General features: G+C 56.6%; 14 protein-coding genes. 5 read left to right on the top strand and 9 right to left on the bottom strand.

The annotated features are described in order from the left end of the window. Positions 1–76: 76 nt before the first annotated feature. From etk to ligB, 8 genes are all read right to left on the bottom strand, one after another. Positions 77–2,254: a tyrosine-protein kinase gene (etk, locus tag GNG26_RS00430; protein ID WP_156237450.1), complete on the bottom strand. Its 2,178-nt coding sequence runs from the start codon at positions 2,252–2,254 to the stop codon at positions 77–79. A 22-nt stretch (positions 2,255–2,276) separates the two neighbouring features. Next, a complete protein-coding gene (locus GNG26_RS00425; protein WP_156237449.1) occupies positions 2,277–2,720 on the bottom strand; it encodes a protein tyrosine phosphatase in 444 nt (147 codons plus the stop codon). Then, a complete protein-coding gene (locus GNG26_RS00420; protein ID WP_156237448.1) occupies positions 2,708–3,841 on the bottom strand; it encodes a polysaccharide export protein in 1,134 nt (377 codons plus the stop codon). The genes GNG26_RS00425 and GNG26_RS00420 overlap by 13 nt, the downstream gene beginning before the upstream one ends. A 43-nt stretch (positions 3,842–3,884) precedes the next feature. Then, positions 3,885–5,978, bottom strand: a complete 2,094-nt coding sequence (locus tag GNG26_RS00415; protein ID WP_156237447.1) for a YjbH domain-containing protein — start codon at positions 5,976–5,978, stop codon at positions 3,885–3,887. Further along, positions 5,978–6,715: a capsule biosynthesis GfcC family protein gene (locus GNG26_RS00410; protein ID WP_231604188.1), complete on the bottom strand. Its 738-nt coding sequence runs from the start codon at positions 6,713–6,715 to the stop codon at positions 5,978–5,980. The genes GNG26_RS00415 and GNG26_RS00410 overlap by 1 nt, the downstream gene beginning before the upstream one ends. Next, on the bottom strand, positions 6,712–7,356 hold the full coding sequence (locus GNG26_RS00405) for a YjbF family lipoprotein (protein ID WP_156237446.1): 645 nt from the start codon (positions 7,354–7,356) through the stop codon (positions 6,712–6,714). The genes GNG26_RS00410 and GNG26_RS00405 overlap by 4 nt, the downstream gene beginning before the upstream one ends. Positions 7,357–7,471: 115 nt before the next feature. Then, positions 7,472–7,840 (bottom strand): hypothetical protein, encoded by a 369-nt coding sequence (locus tag GNG26_RS00400; RefSeq protein WP_156237445.1) that lies wholly within the window; start codon positions 7,838–7,840, stop codon positions 7,472–7,474. Positions 7,841–8,512: 672 nt separating this feature from the next. Continuing rightward, positions 8,513–10,183, bottom strand: a complete 1,671-nt coding sequence (ligB, locus tag GNG26_RS00395; RefSeq protein WP_156237444.1) for an NAD-dependent DNA ligase LigB — start codon at positions 10,181–10,183, stop codon at positions 8,513–8,515. A gap of 251 nt (positions 10,184–10,434) precedes the next feature. On the opposite strand from ligB, the gene gmk reads away from it, so the two are divergent. From gmk to recG, 5 genes are read left to right on the top strand one after another with little or no spacing between them, the layout of a single operon-like run. Further along, complete coding sequence (gene gmk / locus GNG26_RS00390; RefSeq protein WP_103177697.1) at positions 10,435–11,058, top strand: guanylate kinase; 624 nt, start codon at positions 10,435–10,437, stop codon at positions 11,056–11,058. 54 nt (positions 11,059–11,112) lie between these two features. Then, positions 11,113–11,388 (top strand): DNA-directed RNA polymerase subunit omega, encoded by a 276-nt coding sequence (gene rpoZ / locus GNG26_RS00385; RefSeq protein ID WP_039030179.1) that lies wholly within the window; start codon positions 11,113–11,115, stop codon positions 11,386–11,388. Between the two features lie 19 nt (positions 11,389–11,407). Beyond that, entirely contained in the window at positions 11,408–13,519 is a 2,112-nt protein-coding gene (spoT, locus tag GNG26_RS00380) for a bifunctional GTP diphosphokinase/guanosine-3',5'-bis pyrophosphate 3'-pyrophosphohydrolase (RefSeq protein WP_103177696.1), read from the top strand. Between the two features lie 4 nt (positions 13,520–13,523). Further along, on the top strand, positions 13,524–14,213 hold the full coding sequence (trmH, locus tag GNG26_RS00375; RefSeq protein WP_103177695.1) for a tRNA (guanosine(18)-2'-O)-methyltransferase TrmH: 690 nt from the start codon (positions 13,524–13,526) through the stop codon (positions 14,211–14,213). A 3-nt stretch (positions 14,214–14,216) separates the two neighbouring features. Further along, entirely contained in the window at positions 14,217–16,298 is a 2,082-nt protein-coding gene (gene recG, locus GNG26_RS00370; protein WP_156237443.1) for an ATP-dependent DNA helicase RecG, read from the top strand. On the opposite strand, the gene gltS is transcribed toward recG, so the two are convergent. Then, entirely contained in the window at positions 16,299–17,501 is a 1,203-nt protein-coding gene (gltS, locus tag GNG26_RS00365; protein ID WP_103824301.1) for a sodium/glutamate symporter, read from the bottom strand. It abuts the gene before it with no gap. Between the last annotated feature and the right edge of the window lie 191 nt (positions 17,502–17,692).

Here is a 17,692-nt window from a genome sequence, read left to right as displayed (position 1 = left end):
CGCTGAGCGATATAGTCAGAACGGTTATACGCGTTCCATGTCCTTATCATGCTCCCGCCGGGCAGGAGCCGGATTATCAGTTACTAGAATAGTTGTAACCGTAGTGATGATAGCCATAGCCGTAAGCGTTGCTTGCCCGCTTAATAACGCCGTTCAGAATCACCCCTTTGGTATTGACGCCGCTCTGCTCCAGACGTTGTACACAGACCTGCATCTCCTTCACGCTGTTCATCCCAAAGCGGGCGACCAGCAGCGTGGTGCCTGCGCGACGGCCGACTACCGCTGCGTCGGTGACCGCCAGGATCGGCGGAGTATCAATAATCACCAGATCGTAGCGTTCGTTCGCCCAATCCAGCAGCTGCTGGAAACGCGCGTGCATTAGAAGCTCCGCCGGATTAGGCGGGATCTGCCCGCGCACGATGATATCGAATCCGCCTTGATCGAAGCTCTGAACGCCCTGCGTATACTCTGCTTTGCCGGACAACATCTCCGACAAGCCGCAGGTATTGTCGAGCTTAAACAGATCATGGGCATACCCGCGGCGCATATCCGCATCAATATAGAGCACTTTCTGGCCCGCCTGCGCCACGACTGCCGCCAGGGTACTGCTGACAAACGTTTTCCCGCTGTCCGGCGTGGCACCAGAGATCATCAGTATATTGTTCGCTGACTCCATCATTGCGAAATGTAGGCTGGTGCGCAGGCCGCGAATCGCCTCTACCGAGAGATCAACAGGGTTATCCGTCGCCAGGAAGGGGATATTTTTTTTCTTATGGCGCAGGGCCGGGGATATAAAGCCTTTTTTGCGCAAACGTATCTTTTTAGCCAGCCATTCCGACAGCGGCACGGTGGCATAAACGTTAATCCCGTGCTCCTCCAACTGCTCTGGCGTTTCAATGCCCATACGCAGCATACTGCGCGCCAGGATCCAGCCTGTGGAGACCATTAAACCCAGAATAACTCCCAGAAAGACGATCATTGCTTTTTTCGGCTTGATCGGCTGCGGCCGGGTCACAGCCGGATCGATAATGCGTACGTTACCAATCGCGCTCGATTGGGCGATACTCAGCTCCTGCTCGCGGTTAAGCAGCTGCTGGTAGATGACGCGTCCCGACTCCACATCGCGGCTCAGGCGCAATACCTCCTGCTGGGTGGCCGGCATGGACGATACCCGTTTATTCAGGCGATTCTTTTCCTGCTCCAGCGTCTGGCGTTTCTCAATCAGCGCCCGGTAAGTGGGGTGATCTTTTTTGTAGAGCTGAGAAATTTCCGCTTCCCGGAAGGTCAGTTCATTGAGCTGATTGTCTGCATTCACAATCTGCTCCAGCACCGCTTTTGCCTCCAGGTTAAGGTCAACGGAGTCGTTTTGCTGACGATAGCGGTTGAGCTTCTCCTCGGCCTGATCCAACTCGCCGCGCACCTGTGGAAGCTGCTGCTTCAGAAATTGCAGGCTTTTCGCATCCTGCGCCGCCTGGCGAGCCACGTTCTGGTGCAAATAATTGTCGGCGATGCAGTTAAGCACGCGGGCCATCTCATCGGGATCTTCCCCCGTGATGGTCAGGCCAAGCATCCCACTATCCTTGCTGCGCTCGCCCACGGTAAAGCGCAGCTGTAGCGCGTCAATAGCTTCCAGCTCACTCAACCGTGTAATCGTAAATTGGGTACCCGGCTTCGCCTGGATATCGGCAATTTTAATGGCGATATTCGCCGCGCTCAGCTGCTGTCCCACGACGCCCTGTAACGTCACGTTATCCCCTTCCAGCTGATAGTGGCCCTTCTCGCCGACGGTCAACTTCAGCTTTTGCGCCCGGCCAGCGACAGGAGGGAGATTGAGCATGCTGATATCGACGATGCCAGGCTGCTGGCCGGTGAGCCGCGCCCAGCCGCGTCCGACAACGGGAAAATAGTTTTCGCTCACCTTCGTGCGCAGGTTCAGGTCATCAATCGTTTTACCGAGGATCATTCGCGACTGTAGAAGCTGAAGCTCCGGCGCCGACTCCGGCGAGGAGTCAGGGATAAGCTCACTAAGATTACTGAGTAGCGCGTTGCCCTGTTTCTGTTCCACCTGTATCAGCGCATCGGCCTGATAAACCGGCGTGGCAAAGAGCACATAAAGCAGCGCTGCCAGCGTGAACAGCGCGGTAAGGGTGAGAATAAACTTTCGATGGTCGAACAACTCACCAAACAGACGCACCAGATCGATCTCGTTATTCGCGGCAGACGCATCATGGGTGTGAAGAGTATTTGTTGACATAAAACGTGACTATCCCGTGTGATTAACTGAGCCGTTTTGCCCATTCCTGACTGGCCTGCTCCAGCAGCCCATAAACATGTTCAAATGCGTCCCGGTTTTTACGGTAGGGGTCCGGGATCTCTTTTCTGCCTGTCCAGTGACCGAAGAGCATCATTTTGCCGCGCGCCTCCGGTGCGATAGCCGTGACCTGCTCAATATGTTCCAGCTCCATCGCCAGAATTAGATCGTAGTCGCGCACCATGGCGGGGGTGAGCCTGCGCGCAACGTGGCCCTCCAGCAGAGTGCCGCGTTCGGCGGCAATCTCTGTCGCCTGCGAATCGGCAGTGTGCCCTTCCAGGCCACAAATTCCCGCTGAATCGACCCGGGTGGCGGGCAGCAGCCGACGCAGCAACCGTTCTCCGATGGGGGAGCGGCAGATATTGCCGGTACAGATCACCAGGATGGCGTTAAAGGTTAATTTGGCCATGTTCTGATATATCTCCCTGTTTCAGTCAGGTCATGTACGCCGGTAATGGTCGGTACAAGTTGAGAGATCACACGGTTCCAGCGCACCAGCGGCGTGGTGGTGACATAAACGATGTCGTAAGGCTCCAGCTGAAATTCGGTGCTCAGTACCATCGCGGTGGCATCCCTGGCGTTCAACTGGTAGACGTTGGCGATTTTACCGTTCTGCTTGCCCTGCAACGGACGAATCACAAAGATACCCGTGGCGTCGGCCATTTCCTGATTCACACCCTGTACATTACCCAGCGCTTCTGCCAGCGTCATGCCGCTACGGTCCATCTTCAGGGTGCTCTGTTTACCCACCTCGCCCATGACAAACACTTTCAGGTCGTCATTACGCGGAATGAAGAGAATATCGCCCGGATAGAGGAGTTTGTTCTGGGTGAGATCACCGCGCTGCATCAGCGCGTAGAGAGAAATGTGCGTATCCTTGCCGTTGTGGGTCAGCACCACGTGACGCCAGTCCGCCTCCGACGTCAGGCCTCCTGCCGCATTGATCGCATCCATTATCGTCAGCGGAATGTTGGTGATGGGCTGCTGGCCCGACTTAGCCACTTCGCCCGTCACGTAGGCTTTTTGCGAGCGGAACGCCGCCACGCTGACATCCACCTGCGGGCTCTCAATCACCGAGTCCAGCCGGGCGGCGATCTCATCGCGCACCTGGGCCAGCGTTTTGCCGACAACGTAGATTTTGCCGATATAGGGATAGAAGATCGTACCATCGGCATTCACCCAGTTGCCCGTATCGCTGGCGCTACGGTACTGGCCTGCAGGAGTGGTCAGCTCCGGGTGATCCCAGACGGTAACCATCAGCACGTCGCCAACGCCGATGTGGTATTGATAACTCTGGAGCTGGCGATCCAGTCCAGGATTGGCGCGGGAGTCGACTTTACCAGGCAGCAACTGCTCGACCAGCCCCGGCGTGAGCGGATAGACGTTGACCATCTTATCCAGGTCGTAATTGCTGTCAGGCAGATCGATAATATCTTTGCCGTGGGTGCTGAGTCCTTGGCCCGGCAAGATAGTACAACCGCTTAACGCCACCATGGACAACGCGAGCACGGAAAATTTAAAGTTTTTCATTCAGGAAAATCATCTGGTTAAGTAATGCATGTTTCATCCGGTACTACTGCCCTACCGGGGTTTCGCGTTCTGACGTCATGTCATAGAGCCGATATTTACGGCCTAACATCTGGCCGCCATCACGCGTGAGGGGCGTCCACGAGACTACTGCCCGGTTGCGATTTGGGCCGATCGTCATCAGATCGAGCGGGATCGAGATATAGAAGCCTTTGCTAAAGCCACCTTCGCCATAATCGTCTTTCGAGACGTTCGTCAGTGCCGCCCAGACGCCTACCGTCACGCCGCTGTCGAATCGCTTCGCGACGTCGAGGGTGGTACCTTTATCCTTCGCCAGGTATTGCCCGACGCTCAGCTTCATCAGCACGCTGTTGAGCTTTGCCGGGTTCCAGTAGGCGGTGATAAATCCTGTAGGCACGCTGTAATCGGTAAAGCGCATCATGTCGTCCCAGTCGCGCTGTTTGACGTAGTTCGCATCAATGCCCAGCGCCCAGTCACTATCCAGCGGGCGCCAAAGCGCCTCTGCCCCCACGCCGCCGTACATGGTTTCGAGGTAGCCGCCATAAATTTGGGCATATAAGCCGTGCCCCAACGCATCGACATAGTTGGTCTGCAAGTTATTGATGTAGATATCATTGCTGACATAATCGCGAATATGGGTTCTGACGCGCGGCAGGCTGGAGTCCGCAGGAAGTAGCGAGGATTTGAACTTGTCGTAGTTGTTATAGAGGTTGGCGAACACGCCGCCGTCGAGCAGCAGATGATCGGTCAGCCAGTAGTTGGCGCTGGCCATCACCCCCACCTGGAACATATAGAAATCTTCTGGACCACCCAGCGACTGCGCCAGCGTCGGTTTGAAGCTGTAGCTAAAGCGATCGGCGCGAATACGGTAGCCTCGCCCGAATGCTGTGGTATCAACAGGCTCGACGCGCTGCTGCTTGAGCATCTCCTCCTGGCCGAGCGGCTGCCCCGCCAGCCGTTTGCGCAGGCTAGCGACATCGGTTTGCGTCGTGACCAGCGGCAGATGGTCATGCTGCTGGGTGATACTGATCGTGTCGACCCCTTCGGGCAGGTTATTGATCAGAATACGGTTGGCGCGGTCCACCGCTTCGCGCGGATCGCGATAGCGATACTGCTCGCCGGTCATGTATAAAGTGTTGCCGTGCTGAAGGATCTCCGGCGCATCAAAGCCTGCGTTGTACTTAAGCGCGGTGAGCTGGTTTGCCGCCGAGGTATAGTTGAGCGTCTCGCCTGCCGGTGCCGGTTGCCAGGCCGGTTTTGGGTTATCACGTAGCGCGGGGCGCAGGTCGTTGAAGTTGGTCCGTAGGGTAAAACCAAACATCAGCGTATTGCCACGTTCATAGCTGAGATTGAGCTCGGCCCAGTCGGCAACGCGATAGACTGCCCCCACGTTGATATGGCTCGACTGCTTAAGGGAGCCAGCAAAATCATCGGCATAGTTGTTGCCGTCATACTCCAGCTTCAGGCGCAGAGGCTGCCAGGGTGTCTGATACTGTAGGCCGCCAAACAGCGACGCTGGACCACGAAACATATCGCTAAAGCTGATATCCCCGGCATCATGCGACTCGCCGCGGGTGCAATACTTATTGTTGTCGTGGCAAAGCGGGTTGCCCACGTTGTCGCTATTACCGGGATATCCCCAGGCTATTCCAAAGGTAAAATCGACCGGGCCGGCCATTTTGCTGGCAACCCAATATTCACCGTCGAACAGGCCGGTGCCCGCAATATCGCGCTTGCCGAGCGCCACCTGCGGCAGGCTGTAGCCCTCTTCCCACAGACGAACCTTAAAGTCGAACGACTTATCCTTGTAGCTTTGATCGCCGCTGAAATCCTCGTCGCTGCTGTATTTGCGGGTGCGGACGTCGGTATAACGAATCGTCCCCTCCAGCCACGGGAAGAGCACGACAGAAGAGGAGTAAAAACGATACTGATCGTTATCGCGGTAGTTGACGCTAAATTCTCCCTCTCTGCCAAAGCGCGCATCGGGCATTTGCATCAGGCCGGTGCCGCCAAAGTCAGACTGCGAAGGTCCAGTGGGATCGGGCCAGGTACGCAGCTCCGCGTGGCAGGCAGAAGAGATCGCCAGAGCAAGGCCGCTCAGTAAAAAAAGTTTGTTCATTAGTCAGGTATCCGCCGCGTCAGGAGCGCAACGATTTGCTCATTCAGCCCGGTAAAATCGTCCGGTACCGCCCGGGGTTCAAAACCCACCCACAAAACAGCGCCCGGCTCTGCTTCAATATGGCGTGCGTTCCAGTACGCCACTGGCGCAACAACCGTACTGCCGTCAGGATCGATAACGGTCACGTTATTCCTGTCGGCTCCGGCCAGCCGGGGCTGCCCCTGTAAGTAATCCCGAATGCTTGCGCCCGGTCGCCAGGCCAGTTTTCCTGGTGTTGCGACCGCCCCCATCAGCGTGACGGTGCGGGGTGCAGGCGAGAGCCACAAATCGTAACGGCCTATCAGGGGACGATCGCCGTGGGCGTCGGTACGCACTGCGTCTGGATCGAGGCTGACAAACTGCCGCCCGACGATCCGCAGGGATTGAATCTGTGCAGCGACAGCGCGAACGGTCGCGCTCCGCTCGTCATCGGCACGATTCTGCCAGGCTGAAAGCGACGCCAGAACCTGCTGTTGCGTCTGTTGCGCGCGCAGCGTGGCGGAAGGGGTTGCGATCGCAGCGCCTTGCCACCAGACGTTGTTCAGCTGCGGCTGGGTAACCAGTTGCAAGAGCGTGTCGGCCTGTCCGGCAGACCACGTTTTTCCCGGCTGATGCACGGTAACGACGCTTGCACATAAGGCGGACAGGCTGAAGAGTGATAGCCCTACGCCAGGTAACCATTTTCTAAGACTGTTCATGGGGCGGGCTTCAACATCGTCATGGCAACAGGTAATACGCCAGCGCCGAGCATCTGTACACTCTGGCGTACCTGACCGGTAGCGGAATCAATCCAGAAGGTGTTATGCCAGCGACGATCGAGGCCGTCGGCCTGCACCGTCTCCTGCCAGACCTGACAACGTAGCGTGTTTCCGGCAATGGTCAGGTTTTCTGTCCCGCTCAGGGAGAAGCGCGAGGTCAGATGTGCGGAGCGATAACGCTCCTCTTCCTGCCAGCGCACATCCCGCGACCACTCGCTGCCGTCGTGGAGTTGCTGCGCGTGGCGCAGCGGATCTTGCCCGAGGTTGGACACCTCAAGCAGGTTATAAGAGAGCTTCAGCGTGTGGATAAGGCGACCGTTATGCGTGACGATCATCGCCCTATCCTGCGATAACCATTTACTGTTTCCCTGTTCGATATATCCGAGAACCACCAGGATCCTCGGACCATTATCAAGACGCAGGTACATGGTTGAGTAAGGGAGCGCCTGAATCTGCCCGTCCGTTACCGTCACATCCTGACGCCCGGCCAGGCTGGTGTTAAAGGTCTCGATGATGCTCTGCTGACTCGGCGTACATCCCTGGATCGGCAGAATCATGATGAGCAGAATAAGCAGTCTCACCAGAAATCCTTTATTGAATAACATCAGAATCAATTAAATACCCGGCTTTGATGTCGCCACCGGGTCAAGTAGTTGCGCTGTTCAGCGGAAGGCTATATCGCCTTGCGCACCAGCCTTAGCGGGTAACTGTCGTCGTGGAAGTACCGTTGCCTGAGTCATCGCCACTATCGCTTGCCGCAACAACGGCTAACGTCGCTACACCGGCAATCGCAGCGGTGGTGACAACAGCGGTCGTTCCAATCGCACCTGCTGCCAGCCCCCCCGTGGTGCCAGCGGTAGTTCCCACCATTGTCCCGGTCGTCGCTCCGGTTGTTGTCCCGGTCGCTGTACCGGTTGTCGTTCCAGTCGCTGTACCAATTGTTGTTCCGGTCGGCGTTCCGCCTGTTGCTGCGCTGGCGCTACCAGCTTCGGTGGTTGCCCCCATAGCAGGTAGCGCAGCCGCCAGCGTGAGTGCCGTCAGCACTGTACAAAGTGTCTTTTTCATTTTTGTTCCTCATTCCAATGAAGGAAAAGATGAGCGCCTGGAAACCAGGCCTCAGTTGACGGGCATAAAGCCCGGGGCTGAATCCCGGCCCGACAGGGACGGGAAATCATCCATGCAAAAGCCCTGAGCTCTGAATACCAGCGCACATAAACCGTCAGGGTATATTTAGATACCCTTAATTGCTTCAATTGGAGTTCAGATAGTTAACTCCCTCACGGGGCGCCAAAATAAAGAAAAACGCAGAGGTGATACAAATTTCACCCCAGCGGTAACCACCTTAATAATTTCAGATAAGATAATTCTTATGATAATTTGACGCAATGATTTCCGGCAGAATAAATATGACTAATTGTTAATTTAGAAAACTCTCTACATATTAATAATGAAATGATTAAGTCAATGAAATAATAAACAATAACCGGCTTAATACCAAGGCACCCGCCCAATATTATCTTCATTTCAGGCTATTATTATTGATTAACAATGATTGAGATCAAATAATCTAATTTCTGAAAGAGGGTGCAGGAATAAGATTTCCTCAAAATATATTTACTGTGAATAGTTTATTCATATTCATATCTATTATGTATATTAAACCCCTTATCATAAATACGCGTTTTAACAACTGCGGAATAGTGCACCCTTGCTAGTCTGTTCAGGAGCGCACGCAGATTAAAATCCACCGATGTGCTGTGCGGCCAGCCACCTCGCCAGCGCTTCAATCTGGGGCTGATGCAGCCAGTTTACGATCTGGCGGGCCTTCTCCTCCCCGGTACCAGGCAGCAACCGCCACTCCGCTTCGTTTCGCTGAATTAGCGCCTGCCAGGAGCGATCCCCTGCCGCCTTCAGCGTCGACCGGGCCAACGGTATTCCCATTGCAGCGATCCAGCGGATAAAAGGACGCTCCCGCGCCAGGTTAAACTGATGCCATAGCGCAGCGCCATGCGTTGCCGATATCCCCGGCGTCGCAGTGAGCTGAGCTTGTGTGAGCTGTAGCCAGGAGAAGAGATGCTCAAACCGATGCGTCTGATAGAGGGTACGCCATCCCGACTCGCCCATTCCTTTGATATCTAATGCCTGGCTAGAGCTTAGCCACATCAGCCGGGCAAAAAATTGCTCCATGCATTCCGGGGAGGCGTAGAAACAGGTTAAGCTGTTGTAGCGCGATGAGGGCGGCTGCGGTTTACGGCGATCCACATTGCGCCACACCACCTTATCCAGCCGGGGAATACCTTGTCCCGCCAGGCTTATCAGCACCTGATCTCCGGGGGCAATATCCAGCATCTGCCAGCGGTTGACCGACCCCAGGCTAACGCGCTGTACACGTTTATCATCGAGCATAAGCGGCTCAAGCTGCGCAATCGCGCTGATCCGTCCGGTACGGCCAACGGTAAAGTGAATGGCTTTGACTTCCGTCACCTGGGCCACAGGAGGATATTTCCACGCGATAACCCAGTTCCCTTCTCCCGGCAGCCACTGCTCACCCGGCGGCTCTGCCGAGGCGCGAACCACGATGCCATCCGTGGCGAAGGGTAACGAAGCCTTAAACCAGACCGCCCGCTGCGCCTCCACGTCAGCCGCGTTTTTAACCGGCAGGGTATAGCGCGCAGTCAGGGTAAAACCTGCCTCCGCCAGCGCGGAAAGGCGTGCTTTCATCATTTTTGGGCCGTTCGGCCAGGCCCAGATAAAAATACCTGTCTGCTTCAGCGCTGCGGGATCGGTCGCGCGCATCATCGCTCCCGCCACCTTCGCACGCGCATTCATACCACCCATCTGCTGTTGGATATGCCCCTCGCGCAGCAGAAAAAGTTCACCCTGCAACACGCTGTTGGCAAGCGGCCCGCCCAGCGTTTGCGGGATAGCGGGGATCATTCGCGCCTGTGCCGTCCAATCTTCTCCCTGTAGTCCGTCGCCCCGGCTGATCGCCTGCGCCAGCTTGCCGTATTTGTAGACCAAGGTGACCGCTACACCATCCACCTTTGGCTGCACCCAGAGATCCTGCTGCGCCGCCATCCAGCGGCTAAGCGCCTGCTGGCTTTCTACCTTATGCACGCCGGTATGGGCGAAGGGGTGCTTCACCGTCCCGCTGGTGGCAGGGAGATCGTTGTGCAGCAGCTCATCGTGAAAACAGCGCTGCCACTGTTTTAATCGGGCGTTAAGCCTGTCGTAAACATCGTCGCTCACCTCGCTGCTGCCCTGCTTCCAGTAAGCATCATTCCAGCGGGTCAGCTGCGCCTTCAAGGCCGCGATCTCCTGCCCGGCCTTCGACGGTGACCAGACAGGGCAGATTGCTATCGCCCCGCTGCTTAAGAAGAACATCAGTATGCTTATCCATCTCACCATTAGTATCCCTCCCTGTTTTGCGAAGGGTATACCCTGCCCGGATACCGCAGACCAGCAGCAAAAAGGCATTTTACGAGCGTGCTTCAGCACGTTGTTTTTGTTGCAGCAGAAAGAAGTTAAAACCGGAAAAAGATACGCAAAAATCAACCGGAATGCGGAAAAAGTGTGACAAAGGCTACGTCACGAAGCGGCGACGTGTATAATAAGCCCGTATGTAGGACTTTCTTCGCTAACACATACAAAAGACTCTCATGGCTCAAGGCACGCTTTATATTGTTTCTGCCCCAAGTGGCGCGGGTAAATCCAGCCTGATTCAGGCGCTGTTAAAAACCCAACCGTTGTACGATACGCAGGTTTCTGTTTCTCACACCACACGCGCGCCGCGTCCGGGTGAAGTACACGGTGAACACTATTTCTTTGTCGATCACGACGAATTCAGAACGATGATTGGCAGAGATGCGTTTCTTGAACACGCTGAGGTCTTCGGTAACTATTACGGCACCTCGCGTGAAACCATCGAGCAAGTGCTGTCGACCGGCGTAAACGTATTCCTGGATATCGACTGGCAGGGCGCGCAGCAGATTCGCCAGAAAATGCCCGATTCACGCAGCATTTTTATTTTGCCGCCATCGAAAGATGAGCTGGATCGCCGTCTCCGTGGTCGCGGCCAGGATAGCGAAGAGGTTATCGCAAAACGTATGGCCCAGGCAGTTGCGGAAATGAGCCATTACGCCGAATATGATTACCTGATTGTGAATGATGATTTTGACGCCGCCCTGAGCGATCTCAAAACTATCCTTCGCGCCGAACGTCTGCGTATGAGCCGCCAGAAGCAGCGACATGACGCATTAATCACCAAACTGTTGGCAGACTGAACCCACATTCAGTATCATGCCCAGTCATTTCTTCATCTGTGGAGCATTTTAAGTATGGCACGCGTAACTGTTCAGGACGCTGTAGAGAAAATTGGTAACCGTTTTGACCTGGTGCTGGTCGCCGCGCGTCGCGCTCGTCAGATGCAGTCAGGCGGTAAAGATCCACTGGTACCGGAAGAAAACGATAAAACTACCGTTATCGCACTGCGCGAAATCGAAGAAGGTCTGATCAACAGCCAGATCCTCGATGTTCGTGAGCGCCAGGAGCAGCAAGAGCAGGAAGCCGCAGAACTGCAGGCCGTTACCGCCATTGCTGAAGGTCGTCGTTAATTAAACCTGCGGGTCGCCCTTGTATCTGTTTGAAAGCCTGAATCAACTGATTCAAACCTACCTGCCGGTAGATCAGATTAAACGTCTCCAGCAGGCGTATCTCGTTGCACGTGACGCTCACGAGGGTCAGACACGTTCAAGCGGTGAACCCTATATCACGCACCCGGTAGCGGTGGCCTGTATTCTGGCCGAGATGAAACTCGACTATGAAACACTGATGGCCGCCCTGCTGCATGACGTGATCGAAGATACCCCTGCCACCTACCAGGATATGGAACAGCTGTTTGGCAAAAGCGTTGCCGAACTGGTGGAAGGGGTCTCTAAGCTTGATAAGCTGAATTTCCGCGACAAGAAAGAGGCGCAGGCCGAAAACTTCCGCAAGATGATCATGGCGATGGTGCAGGATATCCGCGTCATTCTGATCAAACTCGCTGACCGTACCCACAATATGCGCACGCTGGGCTCGCTTCGCCCGGACAAACGTCGCCGTATTGCCCGTGAAACCCTCGAAATCTACAGCCCGCTGGCGCACCGTTTAGGTATTCATCACATTAAAACCGAGCTGGAAGAGCTGGGTTTTGAAGCGTTGTACCCGAACCGCTTCCGCGTGATTAAAGAGGTGGTGAAAGCCGCGCGTGGCAACCGTAAAGAGATGATTCAGAAGATCCTCTCGGAAATCGAAGGGCGTTTGCAGGAAGCCGGTATTCCCTGCCGCGTCAGCGGTCGCGAAAAGCATTTGTACTCCATCTACTGCAAAATGGTGCTCAAAGAGCAGCGTTTTCACTCGATCATGGATATCTACGCCTTCCGCGTGATCGTACATGACGCCGACACCTGTTATCGCGTGCTCGGTCAGATGCACAGCCTGTACAAGCCGCGTCCTGGCCGAATGAAAGACTATATCGCCATTCCAAAAGCGAACGGATATCAGTCTCTGCACACCTCGATGATTGGCCCGCACGGCGTGCCGGTTGAGGTGCAAATTCGTACCGAAGATATGGATCAGATGGCGGAGATGGGTGTTGCCGCACACTGGGCCTATAAAGAGCACGGCGAAACCAGCACTACCGCGCAAATCCGTGCCCAGCGCTGGATGCAGAGCCTGCTGGAGCTGCAACAGAGCGCCGGTAGCTCGTTTGAATTTATCGAGAGCGTTAAATCCGATCTCTTCCCGGATGAGATTTACGTTTTCACACCAGAAGGGCGCATTGTCGAGCTACCTGCTGGTGCCACGCCGGTCGACTTCGCCTACGCCGTGCATACCGATATCGGTCATGCCTGCGTGGGGGCACGTGTCGACAGGCAGCCTTACCCGCTGTCACAGCCATTGACCAGTGGCCAGACGGTGGAAATCATTACTGCCCCAGGCGCGCGTCCGAACGCGGCGTGGCTCAACTTTGTCGTGAGCTCGAAAGCGCGCGCCAAGATCCGTCAGCTGCTGAAGAACCTCAAACGCGATGACTCCGTCAGCCTGGGTCGTCGTCTGCTCAACCATGCGTTGGGGGGTAGCCGCAAGCTGGCTGAGATCCCGAAAGAGAGCATTCAGCACGAGCTGGAGCGTATGAAGCTCGCCTCGCTTGATGACCTGCTGGCAGAGATCGGTCTGGGTAACGCGATGAGCGTGGTGGTGGCGAAGAACCTGCAGCAGGGTGAAACCTCTGTGCCGCAGCCGTCATCAACCAGCCACGGTCATCTGCCGATCAAGGGTGCCGACGGCGTACTGATCACCTTTGCCAAGTGCTGCCGCCCTATCCCTGGCGATCCGATTATCGCCCACGTCAGCCCGGGTAAAGGTCTGGTAATCCATCACGAATCCTGTCGTAACATCCGCGGCTATCAGAAAGAGCCAGAGAAGTTTATGGCGGTCGAGTGGGATAAAGAGACCGAGCAAGAATTTATCACCGAGATCAAGGTAGATATGTTCAACCACCAGGGCGCGCTGGCGAACCTGACCGCGGCGATCAATACCGCCTCTTCCAATATTCATAGCCTGAATACCGAAGAGAAGGATGGCCGTGTCTACAGCGCCTTTATTCGTCTGACCGCGCGGGACCGTGTGCATCTGGCGAATATCATGCGTAAAATCCGCGTGATGGCTGACGTCATTAAAGTCACCCGTAACCGAAACTAGTTTTATGAACTCAACGCGTTATGCCCGGATCTGCGAAATGCTCGCCAGGCGTCAGCCCGATCTGACGGTGTGCATGGAGCAGGTGCATAAACCTCATAACGTTGCTGCTATCGTCCGTACCGCTGATGCCGTCGGCGTGCATGAAGTACACGCCGTCTGGAAGGGGACGCGGATGCGTCCTATGGCCTCGGCTGCCGCAGGCAGCAACAGCTGGGTACAGGTCAAAGCCCACAACACTATTGGCGAAGCCATTTCGCATCTGAAAGGGCGCGGCATGCAGATTCTGGCGACCCACCTTTCCGACAAAGCCGTCGATTTCCGTGAAATTGATTACACCCGCCCGACCTGCATTCTGATGGGCCAGGAGAAGACGGGGATCACCCAGGAAGCCTTAGATCTGGCGGATCAGGACATCATCATTCCGATGATCGGCATGGTGCAGTCGTTGAACGTCTCCGTGGCCTCCGCCCTCATTCTGTATGAAGCCCAGCGCCAGCGACAAAATGCCGGGATGTACAAACGCGAGAACAGCATGCTGCCGGACGATGAGCAGCAGCGCCTGCTGTTTGAAGGCGGTTATCCGGTGTTGGCCAGAGTGGCGAAGCAGAAAAAATTACCGTACCCCCACGTGAATCTGCAGGGCGAGATTGAAGCCGATGCGACGTGGTGGGCGACGATGCAGGCGGCGAAGTAAATCATGCAAGGCCGTCTGCTGGATGCTGTGCCGCTCAATTCCCTGACGGGCGTTGGCGCGGCCCAGAGCAGTAAACTGGCGAAAATCGGCCTGCATACTGTGCAGGATCTCCTTCTGCACCTCCCCCTGCGTTACGAAGACCGCACTCAGCTTTACCAGATTGGTGAACTCCTGCCTGGCATTTACGCCACCGTTGAAGGCGAAGTCCTGAACTGCAACATCACCTTCGGCGGTCGCCGGATGATGACCTGCCAGATCAGCGACGGCTCCGGCATCCTGACGATGCGCTTTTTTAACTTCAATGCGGCAATGAAAAACAGCCTCGCCACCGGACGACGGGTGCTGGCCTATGGCGAAGCCAAACGCGGGAAATATGGCGCAGAGATGATCCACCCGGAGTACCGCGTGCAGGGCGATCTCAGCACGCCGGAGATGCAGGAGACGCTGACGCCGGTCTACCCGACGACCGAAGGCGTTAAGCAGGCGACGCTGCGCAAGCTGACCGATCAGGCGCTGGAGCTGCTGGACACCTGCGCCATTGCCGAACTTCTGCCGCCGGAGCTGGCGCAGGGGATGATGAGCCTGCCGGATGCGTTGCGCACCCTGCATCGCCCGCCGCCCTCACTGCTGTTGAGCGATTTAGAGAGCGGGCAACACCCGGCGCAACGCCGTCTTATTCTCGAAGAGTTACTGGCGCACAACCTGAGCATGCTGGCCCTGCGCGCCGGGGCACAGCGTTTTCACGCCCTGCCGCTCCCGGCCCGTAACGAATTAAAAGAGAGGCTTCTGGCCTCGCTGCCGTTTAAACCTACCGGGGCGCAGGCCCGCGTAACCGCCGAGATCGAGCATGATATGGCGCTGGACGTGCCGATGATGCGCCTGGTGCAGGGTGATGTCGGCTCCGGCAAAACGCTGGTGGCCGCCCTGGCAGCATTACGCGCCATTGCCCACGGCAGACAGGTCGCCCTGATGGCGCCGACCGAGCTGCTGGCCGAGCAGCACGCCAACAATTTCCGCAGCTGGTTTGCGCCGCTGGGCGTGGAGGTGGGCTGGCTTGCCGGTAAACAAAAAGGTAAAGCGCGACAGGCGCAGCAGGAGGCGATTGCCAGCGGTCAGGTGCAGATGATTGTCGGCACCCATGCCATCTTTCAGGAGCAGGTGCAGTTCCACGGTCTGGCGCTGGTGATCATTGATGAGCAGCACCGCTTCGGCGTGCATCAGCGTCTGGCGCTGTGGGAGAAAGGGCTTCAGCAGGGTTATCATCCGCACCAGCTGATCATGACCGCCACGCCCATCCCCCGCACCCTGGCGATGACCGCCTATGCCGATCTCGACACCTCTGTTATCGACGAGCTGCCCCCGAGCCGCACGCCGGTGACCACCGTCGCCATCCCGGATACACGCCGCAGCGACATCATCGATCGCGTGCGCAACGCCTGCCTGCAGGAAGGGCGTCAGGCCTACTGGGTCTGTACGCTGATTGAAGAGTCCGACCTGCTGGAAGCCCAGGCGGCAGAAGCCACCTGGGAAGAGTTAAAGCTGGCCCTGCCGGAGCTGAACGTCGGGCTGGTACATGGCCGGATGAAACCTGCGGAAAAACAGGCGGTCATGCAGGCCTTCAAGCAGGGCGAACTGCATCTGCTGATTGCCACCACGGTGATTGAAGTGGGGGTGGACGTGCCTAACGCCAGCCTGATGATCATCGAAAACCCGGAACGTCTGGGTCTGGCGCAGCTGCACCAGCTGCGTGGCCGCGTCGGACGTGGCGCGGTGGCTTCGCACTGCGTATTGCTCTATAAAGCCCCGCTGTCGAAAACGGCGCAGAAGCGCCTGCAGGTATTACGCGACAGCAATGACGGCTTTGTGATTGCGCAACAGGATCTGGAGATCCGTGGGCCGGGAGAGTTGCTCGGCACCCGTCAGACCGGTAACGCCGAGTTTAAAGTGGCAGATTTACTGCGCGATCAGGGCATGATCCCCGAAGTTCAGCGTCTGGCACGCCATATTCATGAACGCTACCCCGAACAGGCGGCAGCGTTAATCGAGCGCTGGATGCCCGAGACCGAGCGCTACTCTAACGCCTGATCAGCCAAACATCGGCAGCATCAGGTAGAGTTTGATCACCAGCGCGTTGACGATATCAATAAAGAACGCCCCCACCATCGGCACCACCAGAAACGCCATATGCGACGGACCGAAGCGCTCGGTAATGGCCTGCATGTTGGCGATCGCCGTCGGCGTGGCCCCCAGACCAAAGCCGCAATGTCCGGCCGCCAGCACCGCCGCATCGTAGTTTTTACCCATCATCCGCCAGGTAACAAACATGGCATACAGGGCCATAAACAGGGTCTGCACGGCCAGAATGGCCAGCATCGGCAGCGCCAGCGAGGCCAGCTCCCACAGTTTAAGGCTCATCAGCGCCATCGCCAGGAACAGCGACAGGCAGACGTTGCCCAGTACCGAGACCGCCCGCTCAAAGACACGATAAAAGCCCATCAGCGCCAGGCCGTTGCTGAGGATCACCCCCACAAACAGCACGCAGACAAAGGTTGGCAGCTCCAGCACGGAACCTGCCAGCAGTTGCGCAATCACTTTACCCACCGTCAGGCAGATGGCGATCAGAGCGATGGTTTCGATCAGCACCAGAGAGGTGATCATGCGTCCGACGTCCGGCTTTTCAAACGCCGACGGCGTCATCTCATCGTCCGGGCAGCCGTTCGGGTTGGTGGAGCGCTTCACCAGATAGCGCGCGACCGGCCCGCCGATCAGGCCACCCAACACCAGCCCGAAGGTGGCGCAGGCCATTGCCACTTCGGTGGCATTCTGGAAGCCATAGCGTTCAACAAACAGCTTGCTCCAGGCCGCGCCGGTACCGTGACCGCCCGACAGGGTAATCGAACCGGCCAGCAGACCCATCAGTGGGTCCAGCCCCAGCAGCGACGCCATGCCGATGCCGATGGCGTTCTGCATCACCAGCAGGCCGACCACCACAATTAAAAACACCCCAAGCACCTTCCCGCCTGCCCGCAGGCTGGAGAGATTGGCGTTCAGGCCGATAGTGGCGAAAAAGGCCAGCATCAGCGGGTCTTTTAAGGTCATATCGAAGTTGATTTCCCAACCCATGCTTTTTTTCAGCACCAGCAGCGCAAGAGCGGCCAGCAATCCGCCCGCAACGGGCTCCGGGATGGTGTATTTTCTGAGGAAGGGGACGCTGTGAACCAGTTTACGGCCAAGCAGTAAAACGAGAGTTGCCGCAACGAGGGTCGACAACGTATCGAGATGAATCATAGTGGGCTCCTTTTAAGGCACGTGCTCCATCAACATGCGCGTTTTCCTTTGACGTTTGCGTGTTTTAAGCGCAACCGGGAGCAGGAGTGTAATGAACTTTGCCGCATCAGGACAGAAAAAGCCGTTCTGGACGGGTGAATTTATCTACGCTTTTTGTTGGCAATCGTTTGCTTTTCTCATCCACTCGGCTA

Origin of the sequence: Leclercia sp. J807, assembly GCF_009734465.1 — a bacterium.
GTDB lineage: Bacteria > Pseudomonadota > Gammaproteobacteria > Enterobacterales > Enterobacteriaceae > Enterobacter.
This window is presented reverse-complemented; position numbering and strand designations above follow the sequence as displayed.

Coding starts and splice junctions, on each gene's coding strand:
- etk (WP_156237450.1), bottom strand. CDS start 2,254: ATGTCAACAAATACTCTTCACACCCATGATGCGTCTGCCGCGAATAAC.
- GNG26_RS00425 (WP_156237449.1), bottom strand. CDS start 2,720: ATGGCCAAATTAACCTTTAACGCCATCCTGGTGATCTGTACCGGCAAT.
- GNG26_RS00420 (WP_156237448.1), bottom strand. CDS start 3,841: ATGAAAAACTTTAAATTTTCCGTGCTCGCGTTGTCCATGGTGGCGTTA.
- GNG26_RS00415 (WP_156237447.1), bottom strand. CDS start 5,978: ATGAACAAACTTTTTTTACTGAGCGGCCTTGCTCTGGCGATCTCTTCT.
- GNG26_RS00410 (WP_231604188.1), bottom strand. CDS start 6,715: ATGAACAGTCTTAGAAAATGGTTACCTGGCGTAGGGCTATCACTCTTC.
- GNG26_RS00400 (WP_156237445.1), bottom strand. CDS start 7,840: ATGAAAAAGACACTTTGTACAGTGCTGACGGCACTCACGCTGGCGGCT.
- ligB (WP_156237444.1), bottom strand. CDS start 10,183: ATGGTGAGATGGATAAGCATACTGATGTTCTTCTTAAGCAGCGGGGCG.
- gmk (WP_103177697.1), top strand. CDS start 10,435: ATGGCTCAAGGCACGCTTTATATTGTTTCTGCCCCAAGTGGCGCGGGT.
- rpoZ (WP_039030179.1), top strand. CDS start 11,113: ATGGCACGCGTAACTGTTCAGGACGCTGTAGAGAAAATTGGTAACCGT.
- trmH (WP_103177695.1), top strand. CDS start 13,524: ATGAACTCAACGCGTTATGCCCGGATCTGCGAAATGCTCGCCAGGCGT.
- recG (WP_156237443.1), top strand. CDS start 14,217: ATGCAAGGCCGTCTGCTGGATGCTGTGCCGCTCAATTCCCTGACGGGC.
- gltS (WP_103824301.1), bottom strand. CDS start 17,501: ATGATTCATCTCGATACGTTGTCGACCCTCGTTGCGGCAACTCTCGTT.